At 52.1% G+C, this 20,964-nt stretch carries 18 protein-coding genes and 1 tRNA gene; 13 read left to right on the top strand and 6 right to left on the bottom strand.

The window, feature by feature from the left end; all coding sequences use genetic code 11:
- The first annotated feature begins 11 nt into the window (after positions 1-11).
- On the top strand, positions 12-1,466 hold the full coding sequence (locus WN53_RS04480) for an NAD-dependent succinate-semialdehyde dehydrogenase (RefSeq protein WP_021180637.1): 1,455 nt from the start codon (positions 12-14) through the stop codon (positions 1,464-1,466).
- A gap of 110 nt (positions 1,467-1,576) precedes the next feature.
- Here the strand turns inward: WN53_RS04480 and yfcF are convergent, their stop codons facing one another.
- Together yfcF and WN53_RS04470 are read right to left on the bottom strand one after the other, a co-directional pair.
- Positions 1,577-2,212 carry a glutathione transferase gene (yfcF, locus tag WN53_RS04475; RefSeq protein WP_024483076.1) on the bottom strand — a complete coding sequence of 212 codons (636 nt, stop codon included), beginning with the start codon at positions 2,210-2,212 and terminating at the stop codon, positions 1,577-1,579.
- A gap of 119 nt (positions 2,213-2,331) precedes the next feature.
- Entirely contained in the window at positions 2,332-2,985 is a 654-nt protein-coding gene (locus tag WN53_RS04470; protein WP_024483075.1) for a Qnr family pentapeptide repeat protein, read from the bottom strand.
- 190 nt (positions 2,986-3,175) lie between these two features.
- Between WN53_RS04470 and WN53_RS04465 the strand changes: the two genes are divergently transcribed.
- From WN53_RS04465 to WN53_RS04415, 11 genes are all read left to right on the top strand, one after another.
- The gene (locus tag WN53_RS04465) at positions 3,176-3,820 is read left to right on the top strand and encodes a thermostable hemolysin (RefSeq protein ID WP_024483074.1); all 645 of its coding nucleotides are present in this window, start codon (positions 3,176-3,178) and stop codon (positions 3,818-3,820) included.
- Positions 3,817-5,256 (top strand): AMP-dependent synthetase/ligase, encoded by a 1,440-nt coding sequence (locus tag WN53_RS04460; protein WP_024483073.1) that lies wholly within the window; start codon positions 3,817-3,819, stop codon positions 5,254-5,256. Before WN53_RS04465 ends, WN53_RS04460 begins: the two co-directional genes overlap by 4 nt.
- On the top strand, positions 5,253-5,909 hold the full coding sequence (locus WN53_RS04455) for an iron-containing redox enzyme family protein (RefSeq protein ID WP_024483072.1): 657 nt from the start codon (positions 5,253-5,255) through the stop codon (positions 5,907-5,909). Before WN53_RS04460 ends, WN53_RS04455 begins: the two co-directional genes overlap by 4 nt.
- The gene (locus WN53_RS04450; RefSeq protein WP_024483071.1) at positions 5,906-6,715 is read left to right on the top strand and encodes an SDR family oxidoreductase; all 810 of its coding nucleotides are present in this window, start codon (positions 5,906-5,908) and stop codon (positions 6,713-6,715) included. Before WN53_RS04455 ends, WN53_RS04450 begins: the two co-directional genes overlap by 4 nt.
- Positions 6,712-7,323 (top strand): tetratricopeptide repeat protein, encoded by a 612-nt coding sequence (locus tag WN53_RS04445; protein ID WP_024483070.1) that lies wholly within the window; start codon positions 6,712-6,714, stop codon positions 7,321-7,323. The genes WN53_RS04450 and WN53_RS04445 overlap by 4 nt, the downstream gene beginning before the upstream one ends.
- Before the next feature lie 27 nt (positions 7,324-7,350).
- Complete coding sequence (locus tag WN53_RS04440) at positions 7,351-8,040, top strand: VIT1/CCC1 transporter family protein (RefSeq protein WP_024483069.1); 690 nt, start codon at positions 7,351-7,353, stop codon at positions 8,038-8,040.
- Between the two features lie 426 nt (positions 8,041-8,466).
- Positions 8,467-9,549: a type I restriction endonuclease gene (locus tag WN53_RS04435; protein ID WP_024483068.1), complete on the top strand. Its 1,083-nt coding sequence runs from the start codon at positions 8,467-8,469 to the stop codon at positions 9,547-9,549.
- Positions 9,550-9,783: 234 nt separating this feature from the next.
- The gene (locus tag WN53_RS04430; protein WP_024483067.1) at positions 9,784-11,241 is read left to right on the top strand and encodes an EmmdR/YeeO family multidrug/toxin efflux MATE transporter; all 1,458 of its coding nucleotides are present in this window, start codon (positions 9,784-9,786) and stop codon (positions 11,239-11,241) included.
- A 103-nt stretch (positions 11,242-11,344) separates the two neighbouring features.
- On the top strand, positions 11,345-14,110 hold the full coding sequence (locus tag WN53_RS04425) for a DUF2339 domain-containing protein (RefSeq protein WP_024483066.1): 2,766 nt from the start codon (positions 11,345-11,347) through the stop codon (positions 14,108-14,110).
- Positions 14,107-15,483 (top strand): DUF3999 family protein, encoded by a 1,377-nt coding sequence (locus tag WN53_RS04420; protein ID WP_024483065.1) that lies wholly within the window; start codon positions 14,107-14,109, stop codon positions 15,481-15,483. Before WN53_RS04425 ends, WN53_RS04420 begins: the two co-directional genes overlap by 4 nt.
- A gap of 241 nt (positions 15,484-15,724) precedes the next feature.
- Complete coding sequence (locus tag WN53_RS04415) at positions 15,725-16,024, top strand: DUF1889 family protein (RefSeq protein ID WP_024483064.1); 300 nt, start codon at positions 15,725-15,727, stop codon at positions 16,022-16,024.
- Between the two features lie 83 nt (positions 16,025-16,107).
- On the opposite strand, the gene WN53_RS04410 is transcribed toward WN53_RS04415, so the two are convergent.
- Together WN53_RS04410 and WN53_RS04405 are read right to left on the bottom strand one after the other, a co-directional pair.
- Entirely contained in the window at positions 16,108-16,332 is a 225-nt protein-coding gene (locus WN53_RS04410) for a hypothetical protein (protein WP_024483063.1), read from the bottom strand.
- A 116-nt stretch (positions 16,333-16,448) separates the two neighbouring features.
- A tRNA-Ile gene (locus tag WN53_RS04405) sits at positions 16,449-16,525 on the bottom strand.
- A 148-nt stretch (positions 16,526-16,673) separates the two neighbouring features.
- On the opposite strand from WN53_RS04405, the gene mug reads away from it, so the two are divergent.
- Positions 16,674-17,162 carry a G/U mismatch-specific DNA glycosylase gene (gene mug / locus WN53_RS04400; protein WP_024483062.1) on the top strand — a complete coding sequence of 163 codons (489 nt, stop codon included), beginning with the start codon at positions 16,674-16,676 and terminating at the stop codon, positions 17,160-17,162.
- A gap of 49 nt (positions 17,163-17,211) precedes the next feature.
- Here mug and rpoD read toward each other — a convergent pair whose 3' ends face one another.
- Together rpoD and dnaG are read right to left on the bottom strand one after the other, a co-directional pair.
- The gene (gene rpoD, locus WN53_RS04395; RefSeq protein WP_021179483.1) at positions 17,212-19,050 is read right to left on the bottom strand and encodes an RNA polymerase sigma factor RpoD; all 1,839 of its coding nucleotides are present in this window, start codon (positions 19,048-19,050) and stop codon (positions 17,212-17,214) included.
- 157 nt (positions 19,051-19,207) lie between these two features.
- Entirely contained in the window at positions 19,208-20,956 is a 1,749-nt protein-coding gene (dnaG, locus tag WN53_RS04390; protein WP_021179484.1) for a DNA primase, read from the bottom strand.
- Positions 20,957-20,964: the final 8 nt, after the last annotated feature.

Genomic DNA, 20,964 nt, shown 5'->3' with positions numbered 1-20,964 from the left:
GAGCAATATCCATGAAACTGCAAAATCCCGATCTGCTGCGTAGCCAATGCTTGATTAACGGCGAGTGGTGCGATGCGCGCAGCGGCAAACGTGAAGCCGTGATCAACCCGGCCAACGGTGTGGAGCTGACAACGGTGCCTTTGGTGAGTGCAGAGGAAACTCAGCAGGCAATTAACGCTGCGCAGCAGGCACAAATCGGCTGGAAGCAACAGACCGCCAAGCAGCGTTCCGTATTGCTGCTGGCCTGGGCCGATAAAATCATGGCGGCTCAGGAAGATCTGGCGCAGCTGATGACCGCTGAGCAGGGTAAATCGCTGGCGGAAGCGCGTGGCGAAGTGGCCTATGCCGCCTCGTTTATTACCTGGTTCGCCGAGGAAGCCAAGCGTGTAGACGGTGCCGTATTACAGGCACCACAGGCTTCACAACGTCTGGTCGTGGTGAAACAGCCAATCGGCGTCTGTGCGGCGATCACGCCGTGGAACTTCCCGGCAGCGATGATCACCCGTAAGGCAGCACCTGCGCTGGCCGCAGGCTGCACCATGATCGTCAAACCGGCTGAGCAAACGCCGCTGACCGCATTGGCATTGGCCAAACTGGCGCAGGATGCCGGTATTCCCGCAGGCGTATTGCAGGTGGTAACCGGCGAAGCGGCACAGGTGGGTAAAGTGCTGTGCGATAGCCCGGTAGTGCGCAAGCTGAGCTTTACCGGATCGACCGAAGTTGGGCGCATCCTGATGGCCCAATGTGCGCCAACCATTAAAAAGCTTTCGTTGGAACTGGGCGGCAACGCGCCGGTGATCGTGTTTGACGACGCGAATCTGGACGCGGCCGTCGCCGGGATCATGGCCTCCAAATTCCGCAACAGCGGGCAGACCTGCGTTTGCGCCAACCGCATCTACGTTCAGGACGGTATCTACGATCGCCTGGTGGATAAGCTGGTGGCCGCGGTTGAGCAACTGAAAGTCGGTGATGGCACACAGGAAGGGACAACGCAGGGGCCGCTGATCGATGAGGCCGCGATAGAGAAAGTGCAGAGCCACATTGATGATGCGCTGATCAAAGGGGCGCAGATCGCCACCGGCGGGCAGCCGCATGCGCTGGGCCGTACCTTCTTCCAGCCAACGGTGGTTACCGGTGTGACCCAGCAGATGCGCTTTGCCAAAGAAGAAACCTTTGGCCCGGTGGCGCCGCTGTTCCGTTTCCATGACGAAGCGGAAGCTATCGCGATGGCCAATGATACCGAATTTGGTCTGGCTGCTTACCTGTTTACGCAAAACGCTGCTCGTCAATGGCGGGTGCCGGAGGCGTTGGAATACGGCATGGTGGGCATCAATACCGGTTTGATCTCCAACGAGGTGGCGCCTTTCGGCGGTATCAAACAGTCCGGGCTGGGTCGCGAAGGCTCTCGCTACGGCATTGAAGAGTATCTGGAACTGAAATATCTGTGTATTGACGTGAGCTGTTAACCCTCAAGACTTGAACGCTCCCCGCTGGCCTACGCTGGGGAGCGTTTCCTCCGAGCAAGAAGTGATGTTTCTCACCGTTGAGAACGGCGGCGTCGTGGCCGCCGGTTTTTTTAGCTCCGCATTTTCTCTGGTAATGCCAACCACGCCTGCACTGATGGGCGCTGCCACTGTTTTTGTGCATAGTGGCGCAGCGGCTCCGGCACCTGATCGCCATGTATCACTAGCCGGTTGAGCATCAGCGCCAGATCGGTATCGGCGATGCACCATTCGTGGAACAGATGATCCTGGCCGTGGCTCAGCAACTTTTGCGCCGCGGTCAGCAGTTTGTTGGCTGCCCGTTGGGCATCCGCACTCAATGGGGAAAATTTGACCGCGCTGAAAATCACCTCGGTTGGGCGTTCGGCCCGCAGCGGCAACAGATCGCTACGCAACCATGCCTGGATCTCACGGGCTTTGGCTCGCTGTTTGATGTCACGCGGGTAGAGCGGATGGGCTGGGTGGAGTTCTTCCAAATATTCCTCAATGGCGGAAGACTCGGAAAGCTGGAAGCTGCCCATCACCAACGTCGGTACCCGCAGCGTTAACGACAGGCTGCCGTAGGCCTGGCTTTGCTGTTCCCCCAGTGAAAGATCCACCGGCTTGACGGTAAACGGCATGCCTTTCTCCGTGAGCGCCACGAAGGTCGACATGGCATAGGGGCTGAAAAAGTCGCTATCAGTGTAGAGAACAGTGGCCGATGGGTTCATACAGATCCTTGAGGATGGAAAAAGTATTTGGAATCATTGGCGAACGGCGCAATAAAATCAAGGCGATGGCCGATGATTAATCTTAATGGCGTATTAGGCACTGTGATGGCGGCTGGCAATCAGGAGTCACTGACCAGGATTATCCCCAGCCGATCGATTAGCCCAACGACTTGCTGGCTATCCAACTGTACCCCCTCCAGATCAACCTGGCGGATATCCATCTCCCCCAGCTCTGCGCCGGTCAGATTGCAGTGGTTGAAGATGGCGGCCCGCCAGTCAAACTGATTGAACTCCCCGCCGGACAGATCGGAGCCAATAAAGCTGGCACCCAACACGTTAGCGCCACTCCAGCGGTTTTCCCACAGCTCACATTTCTCCAGCACCAGCTTGGAGAAATTGCTGTAGCTCAGATTGCTTTTGATGATAAAGGCGCTGCAAAAATAGCTGCGCTGCGAAATCATGTTCATAAAGCTGGCGCCACGAAAATCGGCCCCCTGTGCCTTGCATTCGCGGATCTCCAGGCCGAGGGCCTGGGTATTTCTGAAATCGGCCAGCGAGAGATCGCAGCTTTTAAAGCTGGCATCTTTCAACACCGCGCGGCTGAAGTTGCAGCCGAGCTGGGTCTCTTCGTCATAGAAAACGCAGCCGATAAACTGGGTATCGGTCAGATCGATGCCGGAGAAATCGCAGTTCAGAAACTTGCCGTTGGTGATGGTTTCACCACGGAATTGATCGCGGGAAATCTTGGCGGATTGCAGCAGTAAGGGTTGCATGTCGTTACCTGTTTTTTTATACAGCTTGTGGTGATACTACCTGAGGTTAACGGTGAAGGGAAATAGTGGATAAAGCAGCCAGGTTGCTTGATGGCCTTGAGTTTTAAATAGGGTTCTGTGCTCTCTCGCCTTAACTCTTTCTTAAGCTTATATCGCTACACTGCTCATTATCAGTCAGAGGGGCGCGATTATGAGTATGCATATCCAGGCACCGTACCAGTTGTTATTTGCTGAGAACCATGAGCATAGGGCCTTATTACAGGCTTATATACAGCACGAATATGGTCGGCAGTTTAATGCGCTCATTCCTCACTTCCTGCCTTATCTGTTAGGTATGTACCGCGCTGATGGCGTTCTGGTTGGTGCCTGTGGTCTGAACCGCGCTGACAACGCGCCACTGTACCTTGAGCGTTATCTGGATGCGCCTATTGAAGAGGTGGTTGCCGCACAGACGGGGACCATCTTGCCACGTAACCGCCTGGTTGAAATAGGAAACTTTGCCTGCTCTGAATCCGGAAATGCCCGGATCATGTTTGCGGCAATTTGCCGGCTACTCTACGAAAACCAACTCGACTATGTGGCATTTACCGGGACCAAAAAGTTGAGAAATATCTTCCACCGGTTGCACCTAACCCCTCTGGAGCTGGCCCCCGCATTGCCGGATCGAATGGGTGAGGATGCCCTGGCCTGGGGAGAATATTATCAGGGGCAGCCCTGTGTCATGGTTGGCGATCTTAAACAGGGCCGCCAAATTCTGAGTGAAACCAGTTTATTGCTTTCATTGTTTGGCCCCATGCCGGATATCTTTCCCGTGCAAATGAGCGTGCAGCTATGATCCTTTTTGAGCGTATTGAACACATTGCGGCCACAGACGGCTCTCGCCCTGCGTTATGTGATAGTCAGCAGAGCATCAGCTACGCCGATTTATTGCGACAAACCACTTCTCTGGCCGAGCAACTCAGTAATGAGAAAATATCGCGGCTGGCCCTGTTTTTGAATAATGGCCTGGAGTGGGCCATGATCGATCTGGCTTGCCTGTTAGCCAATATTGTCATCATACCGGTCCCCGTTTTTTTCAGTGCTGAACAACAAGACTGGTTGCTGGAAAGTAGCGGTGCCGATGCCTTGATTGGGCCTGCCCGGCAAGGGTGGATAACGACCCCCTTCCTTGATTACTCTTTGCAACGCCGGCAGCCACTATCTGTTGCTGAATTGCCCGCCAATACGGCCAAGATCACCTATACATCAGGGACAACCGGGCATCCCAAAGGGGTATGTTTGAGTCAGGAGCACTTGATGCAAGTCAGCCTGGCGCTTGCCGAGCGGGTTGCTGCGGCAAACATACAGCAGCATCTGACATTGCTGCCACTGTCTACTTTGCTTGAAAACATTACCGGGCTGTATGTTCCGTTGCTCAGTGGCGCATGTAGCCGTATCCCCTCGCTGGCTGAAGTGGGGTTGACAGGATCTAGCCAGTTCTCTGCTCAGATCCTTGCCCAAGCTATTACACAATGGCGGCCGCACAGCTTGGTATTGGTGCCTGAACTGCTGCGTTTATTCGTTATGATGTGCACCCATAACCCAGGGTTGGTGGAGAGCCTACGTTTTGTCGCCGTCGGCGGGGGAAAGGTTGCTGCGGATTTAGTGGTTAAATCGCATCAATTGGGTTTGCCGGTTTTTGAAGGGTATGGCTTATCAGAATGCGGCTCGGTTGTTGCCCTCAATGCGCCAAGGCATGCATTGCCTGGCTCGGTGGGTGAACCGTTACCGCACTGCCAGATAACCATTGCTCCGGATGGGGAGATCTTGATTTCTGGCGCCACAATGCTGGGATATCTGGGGGAACCTGTTGCAAGATCCCCGGTGGCAACCGGCGATCTCGGTCATTTTGATGCCCAAGGTTTTCTTCATATCACCGGCCGCAAAAAGAATATTCAGATCACCGCCTTTGGTCGAAATTTTTCACCGGAATGGATCGAGGCGGAAGCTCAGCTTTTTCCGGCAATATCCCGCATGGTCATCTTTGGTGATGGCTTATCCGCAAATGTTGCGCTGATCCAAGTGACACCCGGTTATGAAAGTAGCCTTGCCGATCAGCTATCTCAACTTAATGGACGGTTACCTGATTATGCACGGATCCATCATTATTTTTTGGCACAGTTAACGGTTGAAAACGGTTTATTAACCACCAATGGGCGCCCGAAAAGACAGCAGATTTTGTCCACCTATCACACACGTATTCATCAGTTAATCGCGGGAGATATCACATGAGTTTTTATCAATTGTTACAGCGAGAGACGGCGGTGGACAGAGAGAAACTCCTTTCCGCCCCGGTCATAGAGGCTTGCCGCTGCGGGAATATTAATGCCGCAATGTATATCGCCTTTTTGACACAGGCTTTTTATCATGTCAGCCATACCGTGCCTTTATTGATGACTGCCGGTGGCCGGATGAACTCAGAATATGAATGGGTTCGCGGAGCCATTGCCGAATACATTGATGAAGAGTATGGCCATCAGGAATGGATATTAAATGATATCAGGACGTGTGGCGGGGATGCCGAAGCGGTTCGTCATGGTCAGCCGGTATTGGCAATCGAGTTGATGATTGCGTTCCTCTACGATCACATATCTCGCCTCAACCCTATGGGTATTTTCGGTATGGTGCATGTCCTTGAGGGCACCAGCGTCGCCATTGCTACTACCGTTGCCGAACAGCTCAAACAGGGCCTGGGATTACCAGAGAAAGCCATGAGTTATCTCAGCTCGCATGGTGAATTGGACAAAGAACATCTGGCCTTTTTTGCATCATTAATGGACCAGGTGGAAAAAAGTGAAGATCGTGCCGCGATTATACATACTGCCAAAGTGGTCTACCAACTTTATGGCGACATGCTGCGTGGCCTGATGGAGCCAGCGCAATGAGGCTCAACAACAGCCGTATTTTTCTTACCGGTGCCAGCGGTGGTATTGGCCAGGCACTGGCTCATGCTTTGGCAAAGCAGGGGGCTTGTCTGATATTACATGGGCGTAATGAAACGGCTCTCACCACGCTAGCTAATACATTACCCCGCCCGGAAAATCATCAGGTTTGGATCGCCGATCTTGGCGATTTCACGCAATTGACAAAGCAAGTTGAGCTGCTTTGCCAACAACAGCATATTGATATCCTGATCAATAATGCCGGGGCTAATCATTTTGCCTGGCTTGAGGATCAAAGCGAGCAACAAATAATGCAGCAGTTAGCCATAAATATTCAGGCCCCAATACTACTGACCCGGGCTTTGCTGCCTTATATAGACCGACCCGGCATCATTATGAATATTGGTTCCAGCTTTGGCAGCATTGGTTATGCCGGATATAGCGTTTATTGTGCGAGCAAGTTTGCTCTTCGAGGCTTCAGTGAAGCTCTCGGCAGGGAACTTGCCGGCTCATCGATTAACGTGCTCTATTTTGCTCCCCGGGCGACACAAACCACGCTTAACTCCGCGGCGGTGAATGCCATGAATGCTGAATTAGGCACCAAAAGTGACAGTGCTGAATGGGTTGCTGATGAGGTGATTGTTGCTCTAAACAAACAGATAAAACGACGATGGCTGGGTTGGCCAGAGCGGTTCTTTGTCAAACTGAATGCACTGTTCCCTGCAGTGGTCGATAAAGCGCTGGCTAAACAGCGGCATATTATTGCCCGCCATGCCAAAGCTGCCCTTGAGAAGAAGGACTCACGATGAAAAAGTTATTGTTGGTGTTGACGCTCTTTGGTAGTACAACCGCTGTTGCCCAGAGTGATTTGGCCGATATTCAGAACCAATGGGCGGTTTGCCAGTATCAGGTTGCGGCGAAACAGAAAGAAGGCTGTCTGGAGCAACTCAGCGCCGTTGCGGATAAAGCCAGTTCAGCTAACGGTTCACGCGTAGACCTGTTGATCTGGTCTGCGATCGTCAAGAGTAGTTGGGCCGGTGAGAAGGGGGGGCTGGGGGCTTTGGAACTGGCCAAAGAGGCGAGAATGAAGTTGGAACTGGCAATAAAGTTGGATGACAAGGCGCTGGATGGCTCCGCTTATACCAGTCTCGGTGCCCTCTATTATCAGGTTCCTGGCTGGCCGATTGGCTTTGGTGATGACAAGCAGGCTGAACGGTTGTTGAAACAGGCTTTACAGATTAATCCAACGGGTATTGATCCAAACTATTTCTACGGTGACTTTCTGATAGATCAAGGGCATAAGGCACAGGGCAAACTCTATCTACAGAAAGCACTGGCGGCTCCGGCCCGTCCAGGCAGAGAATTAGCCGATAAAGGCCGCCATCAGGACATTCAACAACGACTCGATAAACTTTGATACTACGGGTCCATAAAGGGAAACAAGATGCACCGGGAACGACACAGCATGGAAAAAATTGGCTGGCTGCGGGCTGCTGTTCTCGGTGCTAATGACGGGATAGTTTCTACCGCCAGTCTGCTGTTGGGCGTAGCGTCGGCTAACGTAACTCAGCAAAGTTTGCTATTGACCGGGGTGGCTGGCTTGGTGGCTGGAGCGATGTCGATGGCAACCGGTGAGTATGTTTCAGTGTCTTCCCAGGCTGATACTGAAAAGGCCGCACTGGCTGAAGAGCAAGCTGAGCTGAATAGTGATTTTCAGGGTGAACACCGGGAGTTAACCTCGATTTATGTCCATCGGGGGCTTGATTTGGCTCTGGCTAAACAAGTGGCAGAAAAACTGATGCATCATGATGCGCTAGGAGCCCATGCGCGTGATGAACTGGGGATCTCAGAAATCACCACCGCGCGTCCTTTACAGGCCGCGTGGGCTTCAGCGTTGAGTTTTGCAGCCGGGGCAATATTACCGCTATGTGTAGCGGCCATCGCGACAACTGAATGGACCATCCTCGCCATTGCCTGCTCAGCATTGGTCTCCCTGGCGGTGCTTGGGGGCGTTTCGGCCAAAGTGGGCGGTGCACCAATCGGCCCTGGAGTGATGCGCATTACCTTCTGGAGTGCACTGGCAATGGGGGTGTCCTCGGGGATCGGGGCGTTATTTGGTTTGGTTACGGGGTAAGAGTGAAACCAATAGCACGATGTTTTTCTCTGAGTCGCCGTCACTCAAAAGTACGGCCTTTCTCAAAGGTATAATCCCTGTTGATGGTGTTAGGTATCAAAGGGATCTGTATGTTCTGCCAAAGCCAAGGTCACGTAGAGATCCATTTAATTGTGATTAAATATAATACCATCCATTTATTATTACTATTAAAATAGTGAATTGATTTAATTATTATAAGTTTAAGTTATTTGCCTGATAACTTACAAAGCAGTTTTTAGCAGGATTTAGGTATTATTCACAATCTAATTTATTTAATTGGTTTAGTATCTTTTTGAAATTAAGTGATCGCTGTCTTGTTCTGAAAATAAAAAAGGACAACAGCTGTTTTTTTATATAAATTAGATAACGTGAAGAAACTATAACTATTTGACACGGAGGGTTTTTATGGAACTTTTGGGCGAGTTACAAAGTCTCTCAGCTAAGATCAAACAACAGGCTGCAGTTATTCAAACTGAGGAGGCCACAAAAAGCGCTTTCGTGATGCCATTCATTAATAAAGTGCTTGGCTATGATGTTTTTGACCCAACGGAGGTTACCCCGGAGTTTATCTGTGATGTTGGGATAAAAAAAGGTGAAAAAATCGACTACGCCATTTTGAAAAACAATGAGATTCAGATACTTGTTGAATGTAAAAAGATTGGTGAGCCGCTAAACGTTAATCATGCTTCGCAATTATTTAGATATTTCCATGTAACCAATGCGAGGATATCCATTTTAACTAACGGGCAGATCTATAAATTTTTCACCGACCTTGATGCTCCTAATAAAATGGATGAAAAGCCATTTCTTGAACTAGACTTATTGGATATTGATGAGAATGTAGTTCCCGAAATAGCCAAGCTAACTAAATCAACATTTGATGTAGACTCAATAGTAAATGCCGCCGGTGAGTTAAAGTATGTAAGTCAAATTAAGAAAATAATTTCAACTCAGTTTAATAATCCTGAGGAAGATTTTGTAAAATTCTTTGCGTCTAGAGTCTATGATGGGATACTGACTCAAAAAGTACGTGAGTTGTTTACTACTTTAACCAAAAAAGCGTCCAGCCAGTGGTTGAATGATCAGGTAAATGAACGTCTTAAGTCTGCAATCAGTGGGGCTCAGCAGCAGCCTTTAGCAATCGAACCTAAGGAGGAGGTCGTTGAGCAAGCGTTAGTACCTGTTGAAGATGATGATGGTATTGTAACCACTGAAATTGAGATTGAGGGTTTTCATATCGTTAAATCTATAATTCGTACTGTTGTTGATCCAAGTCGAATTACTTATCGCGATACTAAAAGTTATTTCGGTGTGTTGCTTGATGATAATAATAGAAAGCCTATTTGTAGACTTCATTTTAATCGGAGTCAGCTGTATGTCGGTTTGTTTGATTCTGATAAGAAAGAAACTCGTTATCCTATAGAAGTATTGGATGATATCTACCAACATGCTGAACAACTTAAAGTCACGGCAGAAAGTTATAATTAATTAGTGAGGAGTGGCTATGTTCACCATGGCCACTTATTAATATTTCCGGATGGAAAATTTGCAAGTTTATTATTTATAGCAAGCATAAAAATTATTTTTTATTCATTTTTTTGGATTTTACCTAATCAACACATTGTTACGGTTTCATACCGATAGCGAAAAAATGCCTTGCAGAATAAGCGCCGATAAACCATCATTTGAAACGACGTTTCACTTCCTTGCTACAGGCCAACCTTGAACTTACACGGGCTACTGCCCCAGCAGATTGCCAAGACGCATTGGCATGCCAAGCGAAAAAGCTATCGGGTGCTTTTTTGGCGCGAGATCACGCCACTGGCGGTACCGATCTTTCTAGAGAACACCTGCGTACTGCTGATGGGGGTGCTCAGCACCTTCCTGGTGAGCTGGCTCGGTAAAGAGTCGATGGCGGGTGTTGGCCTGGCAGACAGTTTCAACATGGTCATCATGGCCTTTTTCGCGGCGGTGGATCTGGGCACCACGGTGGTGGTGGCCTTTAGTCTTGGCACTCGCGATCGTAAACGGGCACGGGCCGCGGCACGCCAGTCGCTGGTATTAATGACCGTGCTGGCGGTGCTGCTGGCGGTTGGGATCCATTTGGCCGGGCAACAGATCATTAACGTGATCGCCGGTGAAGCCACGCCCGAAGTTAAAGCGTTGGCACTCTCTTATCTGCAAACCACCGTCTGGAGCTACCCGGCAGCCGCCATCGCCCTGATTGGTAGCGGTGCCCTGCGTGGGGCGGGCAACACCAAGATCCCGCTGCTGATCAATGGCGGCATGAATATCCTCAACATCCTCATCAGCAGTACGCTGATTTATGGGGTATTTAGCTGGCAAGGGCTGGGTTTTGTTGGCGCGGGGCTGGGGCTGACCATTGCCCGCTATATTGGCGCGATCGCCATTATTGCTGTTCTGGCGGTGGGCTTTAATCCGGCGCTGCGTATTACGCTCAAAAGCTATTTTACGCCACTCAACAGCAGCATCCTGCGTGAGGTGCTGGGGATTGGTATTCCCGCCAGTATCGAATCAGTGCTGTTCAACGCGGGCAAACTGCTGACACAAATGTTTGTCGCCGGGATGGGCACCAACGTCATCGCCGGTAACTTTATCGCTTTCTCTATCGCTGCCCTGATTAACCTGCCGGGAAATGCTTTGGGATCTGCTTCGACCATCATCGTCGGCAGGCGTCTGGGGAAAGGGCAAATTGCTCAGGCCGAACGGCAGATGAAGCACGTCTTTTGGCTGGCGACGATTGGCCTGACGGTGATTGCCTGGGGAACCGCTCCCTTTGCCGGACTGTTTGCCTCATTTTATACCCAGGAAGACGATGTTAAAGAGGTGGTCAAAATCCTGATTTGGCTTAATGCCGCGTTTATGCCGATTTGGGCTGCATCCTGGGTGTTACCCGCTGGGTTGAAGGGCGCGCGTGATGTCCGATTTGCCATGTGGGTGACTATGTTGGGCATGTGGGGCTGCCGGGTAGTCGCTGGTTATATCCTGGGCATCGTGCTGGGCATGGGCGTAGTGGGCGTCTGGCTAGGAATGTTCATGGACTGGGCCGTTCGCGGAGTCTTCTTCTACTGGCGTATGGTCAGTGGGCGCTGGCTATGGAAATATCCACGGCTCAGAAAAAACCAGCCTGAATCAGCCGAAGAACAGCCGCCAAGCTAACGGTATTTTATTAGCCTGAGCCGGGTTGGCAGTATCAATCCATTGTCGGCGGTTATGTTTTGGTGTAAGACTGATGCCACGATAAATGATCTAAAGGTGCACCATGGATGGATTGATATTTATCGCTGGTTTGGCGTTGTTCCTGTGCCTGGTGGTATTACCCATTTCAGTGGTGGTATCGCTCGGCCGTGGCAACCGCAATCAGCGGGAAATTGCCCAACTGACACTGACCATCACCCAGTTGCAAAAACAGGTGGATGATCTCCGCTTCGAGGAAACCGGGAGATCGCGGCCAACGCCCGTTTCTCAGGCGCAACCTGTGGCTCCGAAGACAACGCATGACTTTGCGGCGCACGCGGCACAACAGTCTGCCGTTAAACCCGCAACTGACATGGCCGTTACCCCTCCGGTTATATCGCCATGGGAGCCCACAGCTCCAAAACCAGCCGCACCAGTAACAACCATTCCTCGCCCACCTATTGCTGATAAACCTGCCATTGATAAGCCGCAGCAGCCGAAAAACGACCTGCTCAGCGGGCTGGTAGGCTGGTTTATGCAAGGTAACCCGCTGGCGAAGTTGGGTGTCTTGCTGCTGTTCTTCGGTTTGGCCTACCTGATGAAATACACCGTTGAACGCGACATGCTGCCTATTGAGTTCAGGTTAATGGGCGCGGCGGTGGCTAGCGGCATTTTACTATGGTTTGGCTGGCGTCTGCGTGTTAAACAGACGATGTATGCCCTGATCCTGCAAGGGGGCGCGGTTGGCGCGCTCTATATCACCGTATTTGGTGCCTTCCGGCTTTATCAACTGTTGCCACATATGCTGGCATTTGGCCTGATGTTGGTGATCTGCGCCGCCAGCGTGGGCTTGGCCGTATTGCAGCGCGCCCTCAGCCTGGCGATGCTTGCCAGCATTGGCGGCTATCTTTCACCGTTGCTGCTGTCCACCGGTGGCGGCAGCTATGTCGCGCTATTCTCCTATTATCTGCTGCTCTCGCTGGGCATTCTGGCGATCAGCGTCTGGCAGCCATGGCGGCCACTTAACCTGCTGGGCTTTGTGTTTTCCTTTGGCGTCGCAGGGCTGTGGGGAGTAAACAACTACCTGCCGGAATACTACCTGGGCTGCCAGCTGTTCCTGATTGCCAATATCGTGATTTTTGGTGTGCTATGCCTGGCTTTGACTCTACGTGCACAGTTGCCTGGCGAGAAGATTATCGATGGCGTGCTGCTGTTTGGCCCGCCGTTAATCGGTTTTGGCATGCAGTATCTGATCGTTCGCCAGTGGGAGTTTGGCCCGGCCTTCTCGGCGCTGGGCTTCGGTTTGGCTTACCTGTTACTGGCTTGGGCCGCATTGAAGCGCTACCCATCCCTGGGCCGCATGTTGGCGGTTTCCGGTTTGGCGCTGGGCGGAGTGTTCACTACGCTGGCGATCCCATTGGCCCTGTCCGCTGAATGGACATCCATGGCTTGGGCGCTGGAAGGGTTGGGCATTCTGTGGCTTGGTCGTGAACAAAAGCAAATCCGCATGAGCCTCAGCGGTTCTGGTCTGTTGGTGCTGGCCTTGGCTTCAGCCCTGGTCGCTCTTGGCGCAGGAATGACGACGCTCTCCTTCACGCTGGTGTTCGCCGTACTGGCATTAACTTGGCTCGCGGTGGCATTCCTCTGGCGCGATCTGGAGAGCGATGCTGCATTCAGGTTGGTGGTTAGCCGGTCCTTCCTGGCTGGCGGCATCCTGCTCTGGCTGGTTTGCCTGCTCGGTTTTGCCGGGCGATTGCCGCTTGATTATGGCTACGGGGCTTTCCTGGCGTTGGCCTTGTTGACGCTATCCGTAGTGCTGTGGCGTTGGGTGGCACAAAGGTTGGCCTGGCTCGAACTGCGTTATAGCATTTGGCTGCTGTGGCCGGGCATGTTGGCCATGCTGATGTTCCAATTGGTCGACTTGGATTCTTTATTGTCCTTCGGCTGGCCGAATCTGGTCTGGTTACTGACCTTGCCGGTGGCGTACTGGCTGCTGAAGCGCGAAGCAGGCTCTCTGCCGTTACTGCGCCTGCAGCAAGGATTACACCTGTCGCTGTTCTGGATGGTGGTGTTTGCGCTGGGTTATGAAGTCTTTTGGCGCACGATGCGCTTGCCGTGGGGCATGGATGAGTGGCAACTGGGCCTGCAAATGGGCTTCCTCTCCCTGATCATCCTGGCAACACATGGTGCGCTGCGCAAAGGATGCTGGCCGTTTGCCGAACATCGTCAACTGTATGGGGCGATTGCCCTGGCCCCATTGGCGGCGTTGGCTCTGCTGCTGTTGCTGGTAGGCAACGTGTTTGATGGGGTCAGTATAGGCTGGCGTTATTTGCCGCTGTTGAACCCGTTGGAAGAGGGCGCTGGTTTTGCACTCTTGGCTCTGGTGACTATGGGGCTATTTGTCCGGCGGGAATACCCGCAATTTGCCGCATTGCTGAAACAGGCGCTGCCGCTGTTTACCCTCGCGATGCTGTTCTGGTGGGGCAATGGGGCAGTCCTGCGTGCGCTGGCCTATTACGCCGATATTGCCTGGCGGGCCGATACGCTCTGGGGCTCCCGTATGGTGCAGACTACCTTCGCTTTGCTGTGGATGCTGATAGCGCTGATCGTCATGGTGTTATCAACCCGCCGTGGACAACGTGAGGTCTGGTTTGGCGGTGCGGCGTTGCTCGGTATCGTCATTGTTAAATTGATGCTGGTTGATAGCGCCCGGGGTGGGGGATTGGCTCGTGCCATCGCGTTTATCGGCGTGGCGATACTGGTGTTGATCGTGGGATATTTTTCTCCATTGCCACCCAAAGCGGTGCGCGGTAAGGAACCCAATGTGGCAAGCGAACGAGGGAATGTATGAAAGTAAAACTGAATAACTGGTTGCTGCTGGGGTCGCTTTGTCTGGCTGGTGCTGCCAGTGCGGAGCCGGTGGCTGAAAAACCGCAAGACTTCGCCTATGGCATATCGCTAACCACTGAAGGCAGCGCGCCATTTTTCCGTATTGAACTGCCTGAGGCCGTGTATACCGAGAGCGTTTGGCCGGATCTGCGCGATGTGCGGGTGTTCAACAATCAGGGGCAGGCCGTCCCCTTTGCGCTGGCTGCGAACGTCACCACTCAGGAGAATAGCCAGACTTTCCCTCTGCGCCTGTTCCCGATGAAGGGTAAAAGGGTCACTAATCAGGAACAACAGGTGATTTCGTTAAAATCCGCGGGTGGTGTTGAAGTGACCTTACCTGTGGATAGCGACCAGCCAATGGGGAACACCTATCTGCTGGAGATCCCGCAGCATGAGGGCAACTATCCCCGCCTGACCCAGTTGAAACTGGCCTGGGAGCGTCTGCCCGAAAATTGGCAGACCCGCGTTAGCCTGTTTCATAGCAGCGATTTAAAAGACTGGTCGAGCAGCGCTGAGGATGTGCCTTTGATGGATCTGGTTTCCGGCAGCGATCGGTTGCTGTTGGATACCATCGATCTTGATGACTATGCCAGACCTCGTTATCTGCTATTGGTGTTCAACGATGCCAAAACGGCCCCTGATTTGAAGATCCAGTCAGTGCAGGGGATTGCGGCTTCCAGACACACCGAACAGCAAAGGATCGGCCTGACCGTCAACCAAAAAGCCATTACGGCTGGTGAGGCGGAATATAGCTGGTCGAATCCTCAGCCCTTGAACAATATCAGCATTCGGCCGACGCAGGGGAATACGGTGCTGCCACTCGAGATCGATTACCGCAGCGCAGCTAGTGACAGTTGGCACCCCCTGACCAAACAGGTGGTGTTCTCGGTGAATGGCCGCACCGCAGAGGCAATCCCTATGAACGGCTTGCTGGTGCAGGGTATCCGCTTGAAAGGTATCAACCAGCAATGGGGCGATTCACTGCCGGAAGTCTCGGCCCAGCGCGACAGCCAAACCTTGATATTTAATGCCCAGGGAACCACGCCATTCATGTTGGCGTGGGGAAATAAAGCCGCCCAACCTCAGGCTATCCCTTTAGATAGCCTGATCCCGGCAGAGCTGCGTAAAACGATAGATGCCGATGCGTTGCCAGAAGCTGGATTGCAATCCCAAGTAACTCTGGGTGGCACCGAACGTTTGAGCGCGGTGGATGCCGCAGAAGAGGCCAGCATGTGGAAGAAAGGTCTGCTCTGGTTCCTGCTGGTTCTGGGGGCGGGGGGATTGGTGTTGCTGGCGCTGAAGTTGTGGAAAGAGGTTCAGCAGAAGCCGCAATAGGGGGGATGGCTGGTGGGATGGAAACCAAGGGGTGATGCTGCATGCTTTGCCCTTTGGTGGCTGATAAAGCTGGTAAATATCATCTCCGAAGGGATCTATACCGATGACAACAAGTTATCCTTCATCAATTGTTTGACTACACGAAAAATGAAATAAAGTTAATGATCCCTATGACATCACGGCTTATTTTAGTTCATATTATAAACTTGTTTATTACGTAGTTAATTTTAAGGATAAGAGTATGTCAACAGTAATAGATAAAGCACTGGACTTCATTGGCGGTATGAACACATCAGTACCCACGCCGCATCCCATGGATGAAAGTACCGCTAAGGGAATATTGAAGTATTTGAAAGAATTAGGTGTTCCGGCTAGCCCAGTCGATGTCACTGCACGTGGTATTAAGGAGGGATGGGATGCCGGGTTCACGAAAAAAGTGGCCGGATGGGCTGATAAAATTCAGTCTGGTGGGCGTGTTGTTATTAAAAATCCTGAATACTTTTCTTCGTACATGCAAGAAGAACTCCGAGCTCTAGTGTGAGTTGACCGTTAGCAAATGGGTTAACTACTCAAGGCGCTCTTACTATCAATGTGGGGGCGTTCGTTCCAGCTATCAATCACGCATTACGAGTGATATTCGTTATACCAGTTTAAAGAATCCATAATTTCTCTCATTAGGCTATCGGGAAGAATAGATTCATCATCACTATTAGCCAGTTCGAGTATTTTCCTCGGAGTAAGCCCCACATCGGCTAATAACGGCCATCTGGTCTGCACATTCTGGATCGTAACAGCATCAGGAACATCATTACGATCAAAAGACATGCTCAAAATGGCGCGTCTGAGCATGCAATTCTTTGTTTCTGTAATGATTAATCCCCCTTGGTAATACTCGCTTATACTTCGTTGCGGTATCCTAGAAAAAGATAAGGACTCACGTTTTTAGCGTAAGTCCTTGTTATATTTGGTGGCCCCTACTGGACTTGAACCAGTGACCAAGCGATTATGAGTCGCCTGCTCTAACCAACTGAGCTAAGGGGCCAGGCGGCGTGATTATACGGTAATCATGGGATGCAGGTCTACACCCATAAAACCATATGATGTTTTTATGCACAGTTCTAGCCTGTTGTAATTGCAGGCAGATTTTGCGATAACCGCTGTTAATTCTTTTTAACGGACTGGTGATACTCATGGAACTCTTGGCGCCAAACCTACAGGTGGTGTTCTGCGGCATCAATCCTGGCCTTTCCTCTGCCCATCAGGGCTATCCCTTTGCCAATGGTAGTAACCGCTTCTGGAAGGTGGTCCATCAGGCGGGCTTCACCGATCGCCAGTTGGCACCGGAACAGTGGCTACAACTGCAAGATAACGGTTGTGGGATCACCGCTCTGGTCGCGCGCCCAACGGTGGCGGCTAGTGAACTTTCACGTGATGAACTTCGCGGTGGTGGGGAGGCGTTAAAAGAAAAAATCCTGCGTTACCAACCCCGTGCTTTGGCGATCCTGGGAAAACAGGCGTTCAGCAGTGCGTTTGGCGTGCGTAATGCGGCCTGGGGGCGTCAGGAGATGATGCTGGGTAAAACCGAGGTGTGGGTATTGCCTAATCCCAGTGGATTGAATCGTGCCACGCTGGAGCAGCTTACCGAGAGTTACCGCGAGCTATTCCTGGCGTTAAAATAGGGCATAAAAAAACCCCGGCGAGCCGGGGTTTTTACGAGGTCGTTAAACCTTAGTCATCCAGGAAGCTACGCAGCACTTCTGAACGGCTTGGGTGGCGCAGTTTACGCAACGCTTTGGCTTCGATCTGACGAATACGCTCACGGGTAACGTCGAACTGTTTGCCCACTTCTTCCAGCGTGTGGTCAGTGTTCATATCGATACCGAAACGCATACGCAGCACCTTCGCTTCACGTGCGGTCAGGCCAGCCAGGACGTCGTGCGTGGCAGAACGCAGGCTTTCAGAAGTGGCAGAATCCAGTGGCAGCTCGAGGGTGGTATCCTCGATGAAATCGCCCAGATGTGAATCTTCATCATCACCAATCGGCGTTTCCATGGAGATCGGCTCTTTGGCGATCTTCAGCACCTTACGGATTTTGTCTTCTGGCATCAGCATACGCTCGGCCAGCTCTTCCGGCGTTGGCTCACGGCCCATCTCTTGCAGCATCTGGCGTGAAATACGATTGAGCTTGTTGATCGTCTCAATCATATGCACCGGAATACGGATGGTACGTGCCTGGTCGGCGATAGAGCGGGTGATAGCCTGACGGATCCACCAGGTGGCGTAAGTTGAGAACTTGTAGCCACGACGGTATTCAAACTTGTCTACCGCTTTCATCAAGCCGATGTTGCCTTCCTGGATCAGATCCAGGAACTGCAGGCCACGGTTGGTGTATTTTTTGGCGATCGAGATAACCAGACGCAAGTTGGCTTCAACCATCTCTTTCTTCGCGCGGCGGGCTTTCGCTTCACCGATCGACATACGACGGTTGATATCTTTCACCTGCTCGATGGTCAGGCCGGTTTCTTCTTCGATCTGACGCAGTTTTTGCAGGCTGCGCTGAACATCTTCATTAACGTCTTTCAGCTTCTCTGACCATGGTTTACCCATTGCCAGTGCCGCTGCGAACCAGGTATCGCTGGTTTCGTTGCCGGCGAACAGGGTGACGAAGTTTTTCTTCGGCATTTTGCACTGCTCAACGCACAGCTTCATGATAATACGTTCTTGCGTACGAACGCGATCCATCATGGTACGCATGCTGTTGACCAGGAAGTCGAACTGTTTTGGCACCAGGCGGAACTGCTTGAACACTTCAGACAGCTTCAGGATCTCTTCTGCTGCGCTGGCGTGGCTGCGGCCGTTCTTTTTGATAACCAGACGAGTAGCTTCGTACTGATCGCGCAGATCGGTAAACTTCTGGCGCGCCAGTTCTGGATCGATGCTGTTGTCGTCTTCAGCTTCGTCTTCTTCGTCTTCGTCTTTGTCGTCGTCGTCCTGCTCTTCGGTGGTTAATTCAGAACCGATGTGCGTAGCGGTAGGGGCGATGTCCTCTTCCGCGTTAGGATCGACGAAGCCGGTGATCAGATCGGACAGGCGTGCTTCGCCAGCCTCGACACGATCGTACTGCTCCAGCAGATAGGTGATGGCTTCAGGGTACTCAGCAACCGAGCACTGCACCTGGTTGATGCCGTCTTCGATACGCTTGGCGATGTCGATTTCGCCTTCACGCGTCAGCAACTCAACGGTACCCATTTCACGCATGTACATGCGCACTGGGTCAGTGGTACGCCCGATTTCAGATTCTACGCTGGACAGCACCTGAGCGGCAGCTTCTTCCGCATCTTCGTCTGTGCTGTTGGTGTTTTCAGCCAGCAGCAGGTCATCGGCGTCCGGTGCTTCTTCCATCACCTGGATGCCCATGTCGTTAATCATCTGGATGATGTCTTCGATCTGATCGGAGTCGACGATATCTTCCGGCAGATGGTCATTGACCTCAGCATAGGTCAGATAGCCTTGCTCCTTACCACGTTGGACAAGAAGTTTAAGCTGTGACTGCGGGTTTTGCTCCATAAGACGGTATCCACACTTCAGAGTATTTGGGTTGGTGTCGGTCGGCGAAACCGCCAACAATAGCATTTGGGGCGTTTTTGTTGTTGCCGCGGCCCACTGTGGCGGCATATTGCAGGGCTCTGCCCTCGCATTTATCGGCACTTAAGCCGTTTGGTATTCAGTCTTTCTTCGCCAATGCCAGCTGTAATGACCAGAGTTCTTTGCGTTCGTCTGCATTCAGGCCATGCGTTCTGTCACGTGCGATCAAATCTTCCTGACGTTTTTCCAGCACTGAGTCATAGAGATTCGTCAGAGTATCTAAAAAGTGTTGCTCAACTTGTTCCTCAACGATCATATGGTTCCATGTCGCCAAGGTTTCAAGCTGCTGGCTCAATTTGTTATCCCGGTACAGTTCCAGCAACTGGCCGGTAGTCAGGCCCGGCTGCGCTAAACAGGTCTGCACCAGTTCAACAAATAGCGGTAAACCCGCCTGTTTAGTCTGCTCGAGCCCTTCCAGGGAAGGGATAAGTGTAGCCAAACGCGGATTTTGCACCAGTAATCCTATCAGTATACGCATGGTTGTGCGTTTTAGCTGGGGCGCCTGATAAGTATTCGCATTTTCCGCCTGTTTGGGCATCAGCTTGTCGAGCTGGCTATCGTCCAGCAGGCCCAGTTTGCTGCCTAGCTGTTGGCGCAGGTAGAGACGTAATGTCTCGCCCGGCACCTGAGTGATCAGCGGTAGCGCCAAGGTACTTAGTTTGGCACGGCCATCCGGGCTGCTCAGGTCGACCTGTGGCATCAACGTTTCGAACAGGAAAGTGGAAAGCGGCTGCGCCAGCTCCATTCGTTGTTCGAAGGCGTCTTTGCCTTCTTTACGGACCAGGGTGTCCGGGTCTTCGCCGTCTGGCAAAAACATAAACCGTAACTGACGCCCATCGTTCAGATAGGGCAGTGCGGTTTCCAACGCGCGCCAGGCGGCTTCACGGCCAGCCCTGTCGCCGTCGTAACAGCAGACAACGTTATCGGTGGCGCGGAACAGCAGCTGAATATGTTCAGCCGTTGTCGAGGTTCCGAGTGAGGCAACGGCATAATCAATGCCATATTGCGCTAACGCCACCACGTCCATATAGCCTTCGACCACCAGCAAACGTTGCGGATTGGCGTGGCTCTGCTGCGCTTCATACAGGCCGTACAACTGACGGCCCTTGTGGAATACTTCGGTTTCCGGCGAGTTCAGGTACTTGGGCATACCGTCGCCCAATACGCGTCCACCAAAAGCGATTACCCGCCCGCGTTTGTCGCGGATGGGGAACATCACACGTTCGCGGAAGCGATCGTAAGTGCGCCCTTGATCGTTAGTCACCAACATTCCGGCATCGTTCAGTGCTGCCCGGCTGTCGGTATCACGCCCGAAACGTTTTAACGCATTATCCCAACCGGCAGGTGCAAAGCCGATGGCAAAATGGCGGATAACGTCGTCACTCAATCCGCGCTGTTGCAGGTAGTTGCGCGCCTGCGTACCGTTGGATTGATGCAGTGACTGTTGATAGAACGCGCTGAGCTGTTCCATCAGTTGATATAGGCTTTGACGCTGATGGCGTTCGATTGGCGTCGGTCCGGTGCCTGCCTCGTAAGGCACTTCCAGCCCGTGCATGGTGGCCAGTTCCTCGATGGTTTCGACAAACTCAAGTCTGTCGTAATTCATCAGGAAGTCGACGGCGTTACCGTGCGCTCCACAACCAAAACAGTGATAAAACTGTTTGTCGCCATTAACGGTGAATGAAGGCGTTTTTTCGTGGTGGAACGGACAGCACGCGTGATAGTTCTTGCCCTGCTTTTTAAGCTTTACCCGGGCGTCGATCAGATCGACGATGTCGGTGCGAGCCAGCAAGTCATTGATAAATACACGCGGAATTCGTCCAGCCATAAGCCCCT

This window comes from Serratia fonticola, from assembly GCF_001006005.1.
GTDB lineage: Bacteria > Pseudomonadota > Gammaproteobacteria > Enterobacterales > Enterobacteriaceae > Chania > Chania fonticola.
This window is presented reverse-complemented; position numbering and strand designations above follow the sequence as displayed.